The sequence below is a fragment of the Curtobacterium sp. GC_Cur_3 genome (assembly GCF_026544205.1).
Lineage (GTDB): Bacteria > Actinomycetota > Actinomycetes > Actinomycetales > Microbacteriaceae > Curtobacterium.
In genome coordinates, this window is record NZ_JALNUI010000010.1 from 17,068 (window position 1) to 32,261 (window position 15,194).

Here is a 15,194-nt window from a genome sequence, read left to right on the forward strand (position 1 = left end):
CGCCGTGTCCTGCCAGGAGCAGACCGCGGCGACTGTCAGGATCGAGCACATGACACGTCGTCACCCGTCCACGGTCCTCACAGCCTCGATCGTGATCGCGATCGGAACGACCGCGCTCCTCACCGCGTGCTCCGGCTCCGACGCCCCCGAGCCCACCCGCAGCGCGACAGCCACGCGGACCGCGTCACCCACGCCGACCCCGACGCGCACGCCGACCCCGACGACGGCCCCGAGCGCGAGCACGACCACAGCCCCGGCTCCGGCACCGGCCCCCTCGGACGACCCGAGCGGCTCCGACGACGACGGCGCCGGTCAGGGCACCGGCAACGGCAGCGGGGCCGACGCCCCGGACACGGTGGACTACGCCGCCGTCACCCAGCAGGGCGTCGCCGCGGCCGGCGGTGGGACCGTGGTTTCGCTCACCGGCTCGGGCGACAACTGGACGGTGGTGGTGGCCGGTCCGGACGGCTCCCTCACGCAGTCCGTCGTGTCCGCGACCCTGGGACGCGTGACCTCCGGTCCGTTCCCGAAGGACTCCGACGCCGCGACGAAGACCGCGAACGCAGCGCGCGCCGCCGGACTCAAGGTCGACGCCGCGGCTGCGGCGAAGGCCGCGACGTCGGCGGTGTCCGGCACGCTCACGTCCCTGCAGCTCGGCGGGACCCGGGCCGCACCGACCTGGACCGCGTCGGTCACGGTGTCCGGCGCAGCACGCTCGGTGACGGTCAACGGCCTGACGGGCGCGGCCACGGCCTCCTGACCGGGTCCCGCGCACCGGATCCGCAAGACACCGGTGTTCGTGCTCCGCGCCGCGAGCTCCCGCGGTGCGACTGCCGGACACCGGTGTCGTGCGTGCCGGACTCCGCGGAATGCGGGCCCCGCTGCGCTCAGAGGGCGTCGCGGAGTGCCTGCGCCTTGCCCTCGACGACCTGCTCGAGGCCGGCGGCGTACTCGGCCAGGCGGGCGGCGACGGCGGGCTCGGACGAGCCGATGATGCGGGCGGCGAACAGCCCCGCGTTCGCTGCCCCGTTGATCGCCATCGTCGCCACCGGGATCCCGGCGGGCATCTGGACGATGGACAGCAGGGAGTCCAGACCGTCCAGGCGTGCGAGCTGCACGGGGACCCCGATGACCGGCAGCGTCGTCACGGACGCGACCATGCCGGGCAGGTGCGCGGCACCGCCGGCACCGGCGATCACGACGCGCACGCCGCGACCCGCGGCCGCCCGACCGAAGCGCATCATCTTGTCGGGTGTGCGGTGGGCCGACACGACGTCGGCCTCGAACGGGATGCCGAGCTCGGTGAGGATGTCCGCCGCGGCGCGCATGGTGGGCCAGTCGGAGTCGGACCCCATGATGATCGAGACGAGCGGGGCGGGTGCGTTCTGGTCGGTCACGACGCCGAGCCTAGCGGCAGGGCGGTGGTGGGACCGGGTCAGCGGACGGTGACGGTGCGGCACCCGAGCGCGGTGTCGCCCCCGGCGCCGAGGCCGGTCGCGGTGACGCACACGGTCCGCTTCCCCGACGGCACCGCGATGGTCGTCGCGTACCCGTGGGCGGCCCCGACACCGTGCGCCCGAGCGACGTCGGACCGGCGCGCCGACGCGGCGAACCGTGCGACGGTGGACTTCCCGATCGTGACGGACACGGTGACGGGCGTCGTCGTGGCGTCGCCGTCGAACGCCCAGCCGCGCACCGTGACCCGGCGGGTGGACGACGACACGACCTGGTCGATGCGCCCGACGGGGGCGGTGGCCGGCGTCGGCGTCCCGAGCGCGGCGTTCGCCACGAGTGCCTGCGCGTACGCCGAGTACCACTTCCCCGCAGCAGGGCCGCCGTTGCACGTGCCGTCGCTCGCGCCCGGGGTCTTCACCCAGAGCAGCGCGTCGAGTCCGGTGCCGTCGGTGACGACCCGCGGCGACGTGCCGAGTCCTGCGCCCGGAGCGTTGCACCACGTGCCGTGCCATCCGGTGCCGTTGCGCGAGGTGTCGATGACGTAGTGGGAGTCACCGGTCAGGGCCGAGACCTGTTCCGCGTACGCCTGTTCGCGCGCGGTCGGGTAGTAGTTCGCGACGTTCGTGAAGAAGCCGCGCGCCGAACGGACCCCGGCAGCCTCGAGGCGGGCCGCCATGGTGGCCGGCTGCACCCAGTTCGAGTTGCCGGCGTCGAGGTAGGCGGGCACCCCGGCCGCGGTGAAGGCCGCGACCTCACGGGCGAGGATGCGCGAGCGCTGCTGCCCGAGCGCCGCGGTGCACCGCGGGTCGCCGAGCATGGCGAGGGAGTCCGGTTCGACGACGACCGCGACGCGCTTGCCCGCCACCAGGCGCACGACCTGGTCGACCCAGGCGTCGTAGGAGGTCTCGTCGAAGCCGCCGGCCGAGTAGCCACCGCAGTCCCGGTCCGGGATCGCGTACGTGACGAGCACCGCCGTCGTGCCGGTCGCGGCGGCGCCGTCGGTCGCGGCCGTGATCGTCTTCGTCAATGTCGTGCCCGTCGTCCACTCGCCGAGCCAGGTCGCGACGGGCCACCGCGCGATGGCGGCAGCCGCGGCCGAGCCCGCCGGGTCGCTCGTGCGGAGTGCCGCGGCGCTCTTCGCGGCCTCGCTCGTGGGCGAGACGTACTGGCCGGTGCCGAACAGCTGCGCCGAGGAGCGGGCGCGGACCTCCGCCGCGGAGGTGGCGGCGACCGCCGGGCCCGCGGTCCCCGGCTGGAGCACGCCACCGACCACCGCTGCGAGTGCCATCGCGGCAGCGAAGAACGTGGTGGTGCGCATGCGTGGCCCCCTGGCTGGTCCGGTGCTGACCCTCCATGGCACCACGCGGTGCATCGTGCAACCAGCGCCAGTCCGGGTGGCACCCGACGGGGTGTCAGCGGCGGGGCGTCACCGTCGCCGGGCGCTCAGTCGTCGAAGTGCGACGCCGCCGAACGAGCGCGGTACACGACGTCGTCGACGTCCTCGCCGGTGACCGTGACGTGGCCGATCTTCCGACCGGGGCGCGGCGCCTTGCCGTAGAAGTGGTACTTCGCCTCGGGGAAGGCGGCGAGCGCCCCCGGGTACCGCGCGGCGAGGTCACCGTCGGCGGGGCCCCCGAGCACGTTCACCATGACCGCGGTCGGTGCGTTCATGCCCGTCGCGCCGAGCGGCAGGTCGAGCACGGCCCGCAGGTGCTGCTCGAACTGGCTCGTCGTCGCGCCGTCGATGGACCAGTGCCCGGTGTTGTGCGGCCGCATCGCGAGCTCGTTGACGAGGATCCGCTCGTCGTCGGTCTGGAAGAGCTCCACCGCGAGGACGCCCGTCACGCCGAGCTCCTCCGCCACCCGCACCGCGATCGACTCGGCGAGGTCGGCGATCCGGCCGGCGCTGTCGGGCGCGGGGGCGATGACCTCGGCGCACACGCCGTCGCGCTGCATGGTCTCGACGAGGGGCCACGCGACGATCTCGCCGGACGGTCGCCGGGCCACGGACTGCGCGAGCTCACGGGTGAAGCTGACGAGTTCCTCGGCGAGGAGCGCCTGCTCGCTGCCGGACTCGGCGACGGCGGTGAACCAGTCCTCGACCTCGGCCGGGTCGGACACGACCCGCACGCCCTTGCCGTCGTAGCCCCCGCGGGGCGTCTTCACGACCGCGCGACCGCCGTGGTCCGCGATGAACGCGCGCAGCTCGTCGGGGTCGTGCACGGACGCCCAGTCCGGCACCGGAAGACCGAGTTCGGTGAGTCGGGTCCGCATGGTGATCTTGTCCTGCGCGACCGCGAGGGGTGCCGGGCCCGGACGCACGGCGACCCCGGCGTCGACGAGGGCACGGAGCACGTCCTGCGGCACGTGCTCGTGGTCGAACGTGACGACGTCGACGTCCCGCGCGAAGGCCAGGACCGTGTCGACGTCGTGGTAGTCGCCCTCCGCCGTGGCCGCGATGGCCGCGGACATGCCCGGCCCCTCGGCGAGCACCCGGATGTCGATCCCGAGCTCGACCGCCGCCGGCACCATCATCCTGGCCAGCTGTCCGCCACCGATCACGCCGACGCGCAAGGTCATCCTGAACGTTCCTTCCGCACTGCTCCGGGTTGACCGGAGGAGCGCCCGTCTACAGTTCTCGAGGTCGCCGCGGCGATCCCTGCCGTCCACTCCGGTCGGCCAGCGTCAACTCTACGGACCCAGGAGGACAGGTGCGGCGTCTCATCGCACAGCTGGCCCGCTTCGGCGTCGTCGGCGCGGTCGGCTTCGTCGTCGACACCGTGCTCTTCAACGTGCTCCTCGCGACGGTGCTGCGGCCCGAGGACGTGGCCGCCGGACCGGTCATCGCCAAGGTGATCTCGACGGCCGTGGCGATCTTCGTCAACTGGGTGGGCAACCGGCACTGGACCTTCCGCGACCAGCGGCGGTCGGCCACGGCGAAGGAGGGTGTCGAGTTCGTCGTGGTGTCGCTCGGCGGCCTGGCGATCTCGATCGGCTGCCTCGCGGTGTCCCACTACGTGCTCGGGTTCACCTCCGCGTTCGCTGACACCGTCTCCGGCAACGTCATCGGCCTGGTCCTCGGCACCGCGTTCCGGTTCTGGCTCTACCGGGTGTGGGTGTACCGCCCCGACCGGGACGCCGGTCACGACTCCGGGCGCGAAGCCGACCAGGACGACCCGCCCGAAGCCGACCAGGACGACCCGCGCGAGGCCGACCGGGGCCCCGAGCGGACGCTCGTCGGCTAGCGGCCCATCCCGCGCACCGTGAAGCCGGCGGCGGTCCAGGCGTCGCGGTCCAGGCAGTTCCGGCCGTCGACCACGACCGGGTTCTGCACGAGACCGGCGACCACGGTCGGGTCGAGCTCGCGGAACGCGTTCCACTCGGTCAGCACGAGCACCAGGTCGGCGCCACGGAGTGCCTCGTCCGCGATGTCGACGTAGTGGACCTCGGGGTGGATGCGGGCGGCGGTGCCGTTCGCCTCGGGGTCGTACGCCGACACGACGGCGCCGAGCTCGTGCAGCCGTGCGGTGATGTCGAGCGCCGGGGAGTCGCGGACGTCGTCCGAGTTCGGCTTGAAGGCGAGCCCGAGGACGGCCACGTGCTTGCCGGTGACGTCGCCCCCGAGCAGCTCCTCGGCGAGGGTGACGACGTGCGCGCGACGCCGCAGGTTGATGGCGTCGACGTCGGCCAGGAACGCGAGCGACTCCCCCACGCCGAGCTCGGTCGCCCGGGCCTGGAACGCGCGGATGTCCTTCGGCAGGCACCCGCCGCCGAACCCGAGGCCGGCGTTCAGGAACTTCCGACCGATGCGGGCGTCGTGCCCGATGGCGTCGGCGAGCGCCGTGACGTCGGCACCGACGACCTCGGCGATCTCGGCCATCGCGTTGATGAAGGAGATCTTCGTCGCCAGGAACGCGTTCGCGCTGACCTTGACGAGCTCGGCGGTGGCCAGGTCGACCACCAGGCGTGGGGTCCCCTCGGCCAGGGTCGTGGCGTAGACCTCGTCGAGGGCGGCGACGGCGGACTCGCCCGCGGCACCCGACGGCACGCCGTAGACCAGGCGGTCCGGGGAGATGGTGTCCTGCACGGCGAAGCCCTCGCGGAGGAACTCGGGGTTCCAGACGAGCGTCGCGCCGGGCACGGCCTCGGACAGGGACGCCGCCAGGCGGGCGGCGGTGCCCACGGGGACGGTGGACTTGCCGACGACGAACTCGTCCGCGGCCACGTACTGCGTCAGCGCGGCCACGGCGGCGTCGACGTACGTCAGGTCGGCGGCGCCGGTCGGGCCCTGCGGGGTGCCGACGGCGACGAAGTGCACGCGGGCCCCGGCGACCTCGGACATGTCCGTGGTGAAGCGGATCCGCCCGGACCCGATCGCCTCCGCGAGGATCTCGGGGAGTCCCGGTTCGAAGAACGGGGCGTCGCCGGCGGCGAGCCGCTCGATCTTCACCGGGTCGACGTCGACCGCGACGACCTCGTGTCCGAGTTTGGCCATGGAGGCGGCGTGCACGGCACCGAGGTACCCGCAGCCGATGACAGAGATACGCACGGGAAGACGGTACCGGAACTACCGGCGGTGCACGTCGCCCCACGACGGCCGGTCGGGTCCGCCGACGATCTCGTCCCAGTCCGGTTCGCGGTGGCGCCGCCGGGCCTCGTGGGCCTCCACCATGTCGTGCAGCACGGCGACGACCAGGTCCGCGTGGGGCACGTCGGCGAGCACCACGGCCGGGTCGTCCCCGGGGAACACGAGCACGTCCCCGGAGCGGAACAGCCCCTGCAGTCCGCGGCGCCGCACGGTCACGTCGTACCCGCGCGAGTGCAGCAGCTCCCGCCGGGTCCTGGTGCCGAGGCCGTGCACGACGACCAGCCGCCGGGTGGTGACCACGTAGCGGCGGGTCATCCACCGGACGAGCGGCACGACGCCGCCGACCAGGACGAGCGCGAGGACGAGGACCGCGATCACGGCGTTCACCCACGCGTACTGCGCCCGGAACACGCCGAACCCGAAGCCACCGGCAGCGGCCACGAGCACGACGAAGACCGCCGGGCGCACCAGGCTCCGCGCGTGCGGCCGCAGCCGCGCGACGACGCGTTCTGGCGGGGGCTCGGCGGTCATGGCGTCATGCATACCGCAGGTGGGTGACGTCCCCGACGGCGACGCCCCTGCTCACACCGTCTCGATCCCGGATCGTGATGCGGCCGTCGTCGTCGATCCCGGTGGCGTCCGCCTCGACGACGCTGCCGTCCGGCAGCTCCAGGCGGACCCGCGCGCCGATGGTGCCGCAGACGGCCCGGACGTGCGACCGGACCGCGTCGGCGTCCGCACCGCCCGTCGTCAGGGCGACCACGGCCTCCCGGACGCCCGTGAGGAAGCCGGACAGGACCGCGTCTGCCAGGTCGGCCGCGTCACCGGTCGCGCCGGCCGCCAGGAGCGAGGTCGCGTTCGGCGTCGGCAGCGCGTCGGCCGGGATGGTGAGGTTCACGCCGGCCCCGACGACGACCGCACCGTCGTCCGCGACCTGGCAGAGGATCCCGCAGACCTTGCGGCCGTCGACCAGGACGTCGTTGGGCCACTTCACGAGCACCCGTTCCGTCCCATGCGGACGGGAGGCCCGACTCGCGTCCGCCCCGTCGGCCCGGTCCTCAGGTGTCGGCTCCAGGGCCGCGAGCACGGCGTCGCGCATCGCTGCGCCCGCCACGAGCGGCAGCCAGCCGCGGTCGCGGTCGGTGAGGTCGGCGCGCACCAGGACGCTGGCGGCGAGGGTCTGCCCGGTCGGCGCGGTCCACGAGCGGTCGAGACGGCCGCGACCGGCCGTCTGGTCGAGCGTCGCGACGACGCTGCGGTCCGGCAGGCCGGACGCTGCCTGCAGCAGGTCGGCGTTGGTCGACCCGGTGGACTGCCGGATGTCGAGGACCGCTCCCGAGGACGCGACGACGGCGCGGGAACGCGGGAGTTCGGGTGTGGACATGCGTGCAAATGTACGGGCAGGAACCGTGCGGGTCCTCCAACGGCCCGGTCTCGGCACGCCGGTAGGGTGAGCGGGTGACTCAAGGTGACACCCCCGATCTCTCCACGACGGCCGGCCGGCTCGCCGACCTCCGCGTGCGGTACCACGAAGCCGTGACCGCAGCGGGCGAAGCCGCCATCGCGAAGCAGCACGCCAAGGGCAAGACGACGGCGCGCGAGCGGATCGCGCAGCTCCTCGACGAGAACTCCTTCGTCGAGCTCGACGAGTTCGTCCGGCACCGCACCCACGCCTTCGGCATGGAGGCCAAGCGGCCCTACGGCGACGCGGTCGTCACCGGCTTCGGCACGATCCACGGCCGCCAGGTCGCCGTGTACGCGCAGGACTTCACCGTCTTCGGCGGCTCCCTCGGCGAGGTCGCCGGCGAGAAGATCATCAAGGTGATGGAGCACGCCCTGAAGACGGGCGTGCCGATCATCGGCATCCTCGACTCCGGCGGTGCCCGCATCCAAGAGGGAGTGGTCGCGCTCGGCAAGTACGGCGAGATCTTCCGCCTCAACACCGCGGCCTCCGGGGTCATCCCGCAGATCTCGATCGTGATGGGGCCGGCCGCCGGCGGCGCGGTCTACTCCCCCGCGCTGACCGACTTCGTGATCATGGTCGACAAGACCAGCCACATGTTCGTCACCGGCCCCGACGTCATCAAGACCGTCACGGGCGAGGACGTCGGCTTCGAGGAGCTCGGCGGCGCCCAGACACACAACGCGATCTCCGGCGTCGCGCACTACCTGGCCGACGACGAGTCCGACGCGCTCGACTACGCGAGGTCGCTCATCGGGTTCCTGCCGGACAACAACCTCTCCGACGCCCCCGCGTACGACGTCGCCCCCGAGCTCGAGACCACCGACGCCGACCGCGAGCTCGACCTCGTCATCCCGGACTCCACGAACCAGCCGTACGACGTCACCCAGATCATCGAGCACGTGGTCGACGACGGGGACTTCCTCGAGGTCCAGCCGCTCTTCGCGCCGAACATCCTCATCGGCTTCGGCCGGGTCGAGGGCCGCACGGTCGGCATCATCGCGAACCAGCCGCAGGCGATGGCCGGCACGCTGAACATCGACGCCGGTGAGAAGGCCGCGCGCTTCGTCCGGTTCTGCGACGCGTTCGGCATCCCGATCCTGACCCTCGTCGACGTGCCCGGGTACCTGCCCGGCACCGACCAGGAGTGGACCGGGGTCATCCGCCGCGGCGCCAAGCTCCTGTACGCCTACGCCGAGGCCACCGTCCCGCTCGTCACCGTCATCACCCGCAAGGCCTACGGCGGCGCGTACATCGTGATGGGCTCGAAGCAGCTCGGCGCCGACATCAACCTGGCGTGGCCGACCGCCGAGATCGCCGTGATGGGTGGTCAGGGCGCGGTGAACATCCTGTACCGGTCGGAGATCAAGCGCGCCGAGGACGCTGGCGAGGACGTCGCCGCCGTGCGCTCCCGCCTGGCGAACGAGTACACGTACAACGTGGCCTCGCCGTACCTGGCGGCCGAACGCGGCGAGCTCGACGGCATCATCCAGCCGCACGCCACCCGCGTCTCCGTCATCAAGGCGCTCCGGGCGCTCCGGGGCAAGCGCGCGACGCTGCCGCCCAAGAAGCACGGGAACATCCCCCTGTGACGGGGGCGAAGCCCGGAGCGGCGGCCGGCGACGTCGGTGCCGTCGCCGACGTCCGTGCTGTCCCGGACGTCCGTGTCGTCGCCGGTGACCCCACACCGGAGGAGCTCGCCGCCGTCGTCGCCGTGCTCCAGCACCAGGCCGACCAGGCGGCTGCAGCGGGTCCCGCACGCGTCGAGGTGTCCCCCCGGGTCGGGTGGGAGTCCGCCGCGCGCGGCCTCCGCGGTCCGCTGCCCCACGGCCCCGGAGCGTGGTCACGGTCCCTCCGCTGACCCGGATGCGCCCCCGGGGGACGGCAACCGCCCTGGTTGTACCCCTCGCGTACCCTCCGGTATCCGCGTTGCAGCGTGCACTTCCGCACACCCGCACCCCTCGACTGGGGGGCACGAAACGCCGATGCGGACAGAACCGGCAGGAATTGTCCCCCATAATGACGACTGACACGAGGCGTGGCAGCAGGCATAGTAATCAGTGTTCGGTGTCCTTCCCAGAAGAACATCGTCGATCAGTGGCCGACTAGGGTACGACGCCACTGGTCGTTGCGAGCCAGGGCGACATTCGGGTTGCCGCTCTGCCTCGGGTCGTGAACGGGCCGGTCGAGTCTCTCGACCGGCCCGTTCCCCGTTTCCGGGGGCGTTCGTGCCCCGCGGCCGTTCGTCGCGCGGTGGGCGCGTGTCCCCCTCGCAGCTCCCGCCCCGACTCGGAACGACACCGTCGCTGTCGTACGACCTCGACCTTGTCGTCCTGAGTCGGCGGCGCGCGTGCCAGGGCGCCCGACGAGGCGGAGCCGACCCGAGCCTCCAGGCCGTCGCGACACCGTCGCTGTCGTACGACGACGACCATGTCGTCGCGACTTCCGCGTCAGACGGTCTCGTGCCGGGGGATCTCGAGCCACACGGCGACGGCCGAGTCATCGTCGTCGTCCTCGTCGTCGAGCCCGGCACCGAGCGCCGCGGACTCGCTCGCGGCGAGGTCGAGCCGCAGCCCGACCACCGTGACGGCGGCCTCGGCACCCTCGGGGACCGTGCGGACGATGACGTTGTCGGCGTCGTGAGCCTGTCGCAGCGCGTCGGCGAGCTCGCTGTGGATGCGACGGAGGTCGTCGACCTCGAGCTCGTCGAGCCCGCCGTCGTCGTGGAGCTGCACCACGGCACCGCGCCGACGCAGCCGCATGACCTCGTCGCGCACGTCGTCGGAGAGCAGCGAACGGCCGCGGATCTCGTCGCGGATGGCCTGCTCGAGGTGCAGGCACTCGGTGCGCTCGTCGTCGGTCAGTCCACCGCACGAGTCGATGATCCGCTGCAGCATCGGCCGCGCCATCCGCGTGGTCTGGCTCAGGCGGAACTGCCGCTCGAAGACGTGGGCGTCCTGCGCCGCCTGCCAGTCGACGGTCTCCTGCTCGGCACGGATGAAGTCGCGCTGGATGCGGGTGGCCCGGTTCATCGCGGCGGTGAACGCCGTGGCGATGACGACCCACGAGACGCTGCCGAGCACCCCGAGGTCGCCGAGCGCCCCGATCCCCGCCCAGGACAGCGTGGTCACCGCGAGGACCAGCACACCGACCCAGGCGAACGGAGCGCGCTGCCGGACGACGAGGATGACCATGAGCGTGCCGACGGCGGCGACCCACCACGTGCCGTTGGCCTGCCCCGTCCCGGCGTCCGCGGGCGACACCGGAGCCGCGACGAGCGGCATCATGATCGCCGTCGCCAGCGAGAAGCACGCGGCCCACACCGGCAGCGCGGACCCACGGACGAACAGGGCCGTACCGGTCGCCGCGGCGTAGAGCACCATGCACGCGACGACGGGACCGACGTTCCCGACCCAGAACAGCGTCGTCGTCGCGAGGAGCAGGTGGTAGAGCGAGAACAGCGCGGCGAGCCCCGTCGCGACGCCCGCCGGGACCGAGACCTTCACGCGCTCACCGCCGCAGGTGCCGGCCACGTGAGGACGATGCGCGTCCCACTCCCCGGTGCCGTCCGGATCTCGGCGAGGCCGCCGGCCGAGGCCACGCGCTCGATGATCGACCGCCGGACGCCCAGGCGCTCCGCGGGGATCGCGTCGACGTCGAAGCCGGAGCCGTCGTCGGCGACCTCGACCCGGACGACGGCACCCGCCACCTCGTCGACGGTGATCCAGCGCGAGACCCCGTCGCCGGCGTGCTGGACGCTGTTCACCGCCGCCTGCAGCGCGGCCGAGGCGATGGCGTCGGCCGCCGCCGCCGGCAGGGTGGTCTGCCCGAGCGGACCGCCGTCCACCCGGACCGGGGCCGCCAGGGACGCCACCGCGTCAGCGATCCGCACGCGGAGCTCGGGCAGGAGCACCGGGGGGACCTCACCGGGACCGTCGGCGGCCGCGGCGGCGAGGTGGTCGAGCGCGTTCCGTGCCATCCGGGCGGAGAGCGTCGTCGCCTCCGGGGTGTCGGCCCGGGCGGCGGAGAGCAGCGTCGTGAGGACGCTGTCGTGCACGATCGCGTCGACCTGCACACGCTCGACCTCGGTGGCGTGCTCGCGGATGGCGAGCGAGTACCGACGTACCGCGGTCGCCTGCGCCGAGTCGACCGACGCGGCGGCACGACGGAGCATCACGATGAGCACGAGGGCAGCCCCGCCGAGGATGCCGATGTTCACGCCCTCCAGCACGGCTTTCGTCACCCCGACGTCTCCCCCGCCCGGGCTCAGCCGGATGATGACGTACGCCACCGGCACGACGGCGTTGTAGATGGTCGCACGCCACGTGGCGAACCCCATGGCAGCGGCGATCGTGCCGATGTTGCACAGCCACCACGGCCACGGCGGCTGGTCCGGCGGGATCGACCCCACGACCGTGAACGGCCAGGCGACGAGCGCGACGAGGAACAGCACCGCGGTGGTGATCTGCGCGGGCTGGACCAGGCGCTGCACGAAGACGGAGGCCCCGACCAGGAAGAAGGCCGCGGCGAGCACCGACGGCACCACGACGCCCCATACCGGGTCGAGGTACGGCAGCTGCTCGGCCACGTGCATCGCGTTCGCGAGCCCGAACCCGATCGCGAAGACGGCGAGCAGGATCGCGAAGGCGCGCTCGACCGACGCCTGGGACACGGTCGCCCGGACGCTCCGCGCCGGGTCGGCACCGAACGGTGCGACCTCGTTCGTCATCGACGCGGACGCCGTCAGCGGTTGTCGGCGTCCGGGTCGACGCCGGAGTCGAGCCCCGGCAGGATGCCGTCCTCCACCGCGCGGCGGAGCAGGTCGACCTTCGTCGGGGCGGGGCGACCGACCTCGACGTACTTCACGCGGATGCGGTCGAGGTACTCGCGCGCGGTCGAGTAGCCGATGCCGAGCTGCTGCGCGGCGAGCTTGAGCGGCAGTCCCGATGCGTAGAGGTGCAGGATCTCCCGCTCGCGGCGGCCGAGCTGCGCCTTGGCGAAGTCCCGGTCCGCGTCGATGGCGCTCGCCCACTCGAGGTTGTTGAGCACGTCCCCGCGGGCGACGGTCGCGACGGCGGCCATCACGGTCTTCGTCGCTGACGACTTCGGGATGACCCCGGCGGCCCCTGCCGCCAGTGCTTCCCGGACGTTCGCGACGCGGTCGGCGATGCTGTGCACGAGGACAGCTGAACCGGTCCCCTGCACGCCCTTCACGTTCTCGGTCACCGTGGACCCGTCGCCGAGCGACAGGTCGAGCACGACGACGTCGACCTCACGCGAGTCGAGGTTCGCGATGTACTCGGGCACGCTGGCCGCGGTGAGCACGACCTCGAAGCCCTCGTTCTGGCACGCTGCCTGGATCCCGAGCCGCACGGACTCGTGGTCGTCCACGATCGCGACGCGCACGGGCCTCGTGCTCACGTCGGTCGTTCCTGCTGTGGTGATGGTGTCTGCAGCCACGATGCCCTCTCATCCGATGACACCCGGCCCCTGAAACCGAGTTGCCAACGACGACCAGGATACCCAGGTCGGACCCAGGTTCAGATGTCGCCACACACAGTGTGCGCTACGCGACCGGGACCAGCCGCGCCACGGCCTCCATGTGGTGCGTGTGCGGGAAGAGATCGAAGGCGCGGAGGGCCTCGAGACGGTACCCGAGGTCGGCGAACGTGGCCACGTCGCGGGCCAGTGCGACGGGGTCGCAGGCGACGTAGACGACCTGCGCGGGCTGCAGCGCGGCGATCTGCACGGCGACCTCGCGACCGGCGCCGGAGCGCGGCGGGTCGAGCACGACGGTGCCGGCACGGTAGCGGTCGAGCTCGCTGCGCGACGCCGTCTGCACGGTGCGGGCGAGCCAGCGGTCGACGCGCCCGGGCTCGGCGCGGGCCCCGATCCACTCCGCGAGGTTCTCCTGCGCGTGCTCGGTCGCCCGACCGGCGCTCTCGACGCTGGTCAGACGGGCCTTCGGGCCGACGAGGTCACCGACGGCCGCCGCGAGCAGGCCGACGCCGCCGTAGAGGTCGAGGTGGATGCCGTCGGCGTCGAGGCGGTCACGGTCGACGAGGTCCTGGACGGCCTCGGTCAGCACGGCAGCGGCGGCGCGGTGGACCTGCCAGAAGCCGGTGTCGTCGACGGTGAAGGTCCGGTTCCCGACGACCTCGGTGACGGCGGTCGGTGCCTGCTCGTCGACGACGAGGCGTGCGCCCTCGGAGCCGCTCGGCGCGAGGACGTCGAGGACCGACGCACCGGGCATGGCCCCGCGGGCGAGCGGGGCGCTCTCCTGCACGGTGGCCGTCGCGAGCGGCAGCCCCGTCACGGGGACGACCGTGTGCGAGCGGGCGGCGAAGGGACCGGCGGTGCCGTCCTCGTCGACGTGCAGCCGGACGCGGGTGCGCCAGCCGAGGCCGTTGGCGGCGTCGTCGCCGGGTGCGGCCTCGACGACGACGTCCCGGCCGAGGACCTCCGTCAGGTCGACGTGGGCGAACCGCGAGAAGGAGTCGAGGAGCACGTCGTGCTTCAGGGTGCGCTGGTGGGCGAGGGCGATGTGGCCGAACTCCGCACCACCGGGTCGCTCGGCGGGGTCACGGTCGAGCGCGGCCTCGGGCCAGACGTGGTCCACCCGGTGCTCGCTCGGCGTCGTCACGCTGACGGTGTCCGCGCGCCAGAACGACTTCTTCCGGTCCTCGGTCACGCGGGCGACGACGGTCTCCCCCGGGATCGCGTCCGAGACGAACACCACGCGCCCCTCGTGCCGTGCCACCGAGATGCCGCCGTGGGCGATCCCGGTGACGTCGAGTTCGAGCAGCGTTCCGACGGATTCACCCATGGTTCGATGTTCCCATGCGTCTGTACCTCGCGAGTACCTCCCCCGCCCGCCGAGCACTCCTCGCCCAGTCCGGGATCGAGCCGGTGCTCGTCGCACCCGGGGTCGACGAGGACGCCGCGGCCGCTGCTGCCCGCGACGCGCTCGGCCGCGAGCTCACCGGTCCTGAGCTCGTCGCGCTCCTCGCCGTCGCCAAGGCCGACGCGGTCGCCGACGCGGCGGTCGCCGGCTCCCCGGTGGACGGCTTCGTCTTCGGTGGCGACTCCGCGTTCGAGGTCGACGGGCGCCTGTACGGCAAGCCCCACGACCCGGAGGTGGCCCGGGAGCGCTGGCGGCAGATGCTCGCCGCCGGCGGCGGCACGCTGTGGAGCGGCCACTGCGTCGTCGACCGGCGACGCGGTCTTGAAGGCACCATGGACGGGCCGGGAGGGTCGGGGCGGGCCCGCACCGAGCCTCCAGTCCGGGACGTGGCCGGCCCCGTGTCCGCGCTGGGTCCCGTGGCGTCGCTCGGTCCCGTCGCCCCGGGCGGGTCGGCACTCGTCGTGGACGGTGACCACGTGGTCGCCGTGGACAGCGCGGTGCTGACCTTCGCCGACGACGTGTCCCCGGAGGAGATCGACGCGTACGTGGCGACGGGTGAGCCCCTCGAGGTCGCGGGGGCGTTCACCATCGACGGACGAGCGGCGGCGTACATCACGCGCATCGACGGCGCGCCGTCGGCCGTGGTCGGACTGTCGCTCCCGGTGCTCCGGTCGATGCTGCTGCGGGGCTTCGGGGTCTCCTGGCACGACTTCTGGGCACTGTAGACATCCGCCTGCTTTTCCGGTGCTTTGTTGTGGATGCCGCTCAATTCCGTCTGCGCCTCC

At 73.0% G+C, this 15,194-nt stretch carries 15 protein-coding genes; 5 read left to right on the forward strand and 10 right to left on the reverse strand.

The annotated features are described in order from the left end of the window. Positions 1–49: 49 nt before the first annotated feature. Entirely contained in the window at positions 50–760 is a 711-nt protein-coding gene (locus OXR63_RS06915; protein ID WP_267421268.1) for a hypothetical protein, read from the forward strand. Positions 761–887: 127 nt separating this feature from the next. Here OXR63_RS06915 and purE read toward each other — a convergent pair whose 3' ends face one another. From purE to OXR63_RS06930, 3 genes are all read right to left on the reverse strand, one after another. Then, a complete protein-coding gene (purE, locus tag OXR63_RS06920; protein WP_267421269.1) occupies positions 888–1,397 on the reverse strand; it encodes a 5-(carboxyamino)imidazole ribonucleotide mutase in 510 nt (169 codons plus the stop codon). A gap of 38 nt (positions 1,398–1,435) precedes the next feature. Continuing rightward, entirely contained in the window at positions 1,436–2,773 is a 1,338-nt protein-coding gene (locus OXR63_RS06925; RefSeq protein WP_267421270.1) for a glycoside hydrolase family 6 protein, read from the reverse strand. Between the two features lie 125 nt (positions 2,774–2,898). Continuing rightward, on the reverse strand, positions 2,899–4,035 hold the full coding sequence (locus OXR63_RS06930; RefSeq protein WP_267421272.1) for a 5-(carboxyamino)imidazole ribonucleotide synthase: 1,137 nt from the start codon (positions 4,033–4,035) through the stop codon (positions 2,899–2,901). Positions 4,036–4,166: 131 nt separating this feature from the next. Between OXR63_RS06930 and OXR63_RS06935 the strand changes: the two genes are divergently transcribed. Next, on the forward strand, positions 4,167–4,700 hold the full coding sequence (locus tag OXR63_RS06935; protein ID WP_267421273.1) for a GtrA family protein: 534 nt from the start codon (positions 4,167–4,169) through the stop codon (positions 4,698–4,700). Here OXR63_RS06935 and OXR63_RS06940 read toward each other — a convergent pair. Genes OXR63_RS06940 through OXR63_RS06950 form a run of 3 tightly spaced genes read right to left on the reverse strand, consistent with a single transcriptional unit; the run spans position 4,697 to position 7,427 of the window. Next, positions 4,697–6,004 (reverse strand): UDP-glucose dehydrogenase family protein, encoded by a 1,308-nt coding sequence (locus OXR63_RS06940; RefSeq protein ID WP_267421276.1) that lies wholly within the window; start codon positions 6,002–6,004, stop codon positions 4,697–4,699. The two genes, OXR63_RS06935 and OXR63_RS06940, sit on opposite strands and share 4 nt — an antisense overlap. Before the next feature lie 18 nt (positions 6,005–6,022). Further along, on the reverse strand, positions 6,023–6,574 hold the full coding sequence (locus OXR63_RS06945) for a PH domain-containing protein (protein WP_267421278.1): 552 nt from the start codon (positions 6,572–6,574) through the stop codon (positions 6,023–6,025). Positions 6,575–6,578: 4 nt separating this feature from the next. Continuing rightward, the gene (locus tag OXR63_RS06950; RefSeq protein ID WP_267421280.1) at positions 6,579–7,427 is read right to left on the reverse strand and encodes a biotin--[acetyl-CoA-carboxylase] ligase; all 849 of its coding nucleotides are present in this window, start codon (positions 7,425–7,427) and stop codon (positions 6,579–6,581) included. A 74-nt stretch (positions 7,428–7,501) separates the two neighbouring features. Between OXR63_RS06950 and OXR63_RS06955 the strand changes: the two genes are divergently transcribed. Further along, on the forward strand, positions 7,502–9,097 hold the full coding sequence (locus OXR63_RS06955; RefSeq protein ID WP_267421282.1) for an acyl-CoA carboxylase subunit beta: 1,596 nt from the start codon (positions 7,502–7,504) through the stop codon (positions 9,095–9,097). After that, positions 9,094–9,366, forward strand: coding sequence for an acyl-CoA carboxylase subunit epsilon (locus OXR63_RS06960; protein ID WP_267421283.1), 273 nt, complete (start codon positions 9,094–9,096; stop codon positions 9,364–9,366). The genes OXR63_RS06955 and OXR63_RS06960 overlap by 4 nt, the downstream gene beginning before the upstream one ends. Before the next feature lie 589 nt (positions 9,367–9,955). On the opposite strand, the gene OXR63_RS06965 is transcribed toward OXR63_RS06960, so the two are convergent. From OXR63_RS06965 to OXR63_RS06980, 4 genes are all read right to left on the reverse strand, one after another. After that, the gene (locus OXR63_RS06965; RefSeq protein ID WP_267421285.1) at positions 9,956–11,038 is read right to left on the reverse strand and encodes a hypothetical protein; all 1,083 of its coding nucleotides are present in this window, start codon (positions 11,036–11,038) and stop codon (positions 9,956–9,958) included. Further along, on the reverse strand, positions 11,008–12,234 hold the full coding sequence (locus OXR63_RS06970) for a sensor histidine kinase (protein ID WP_267421287.1): 1,227 nt from the start codon (positions 12,232–12,234) through the stop codon (positions 11,008–11,010). The genes OXR63_RS06965 and OXR63_RS06970 overlap by 31 nt, the downstream gene beginning before the upstream one ends. Positions 12,235–12,248: 14 nt before the next feature. After that, positions 12,249–12,926 carry a response regulator transcription factor gene (locus tag OXR63_RS06975; protein ID WP_267421289.1) on the reverse strand — a complete coding sequence of 226 codons (678 nt, stop codon included), beginning with the start codon at positions 12,924–12,926 and terminating at the stop codon, positions 12,249–12,251. 145 nt (positions 12,927–13,071) lie between these two features. Then, the gene (locus OXR63_RS06980) at positions 13,072–14,331 is read right to left on the reverse strand and encodes a class I SAM-dependent RNA methyltransferase (protein ID WP_267421291.1); all 1,260 of its coding nucleotides are present in this window, start codon (positions 14,329–14,331) and stop codon (positions 13,072–13,074) included. Between the two features lie 14 nt (positions 14,332–14,345). Here OXR63_RS06980 and OXR63_RS06985 point away from each other — a divergent pair, with 14 nt between their 5' ends. After that, positions 14,346–15,134 carry a Maf family protein gene (locus OXR63_RS06985; protein WP_267421293.1) on the forward strand — a complete coding sequence of 263 codons (789 nt, stop codon included), beginning with the start codon at positions 14,346–14,348 and terminating at the stop codon, positions 15,132–15,134. Positions 15,135–15,194 lie beyond the last annotated feature (60 nt).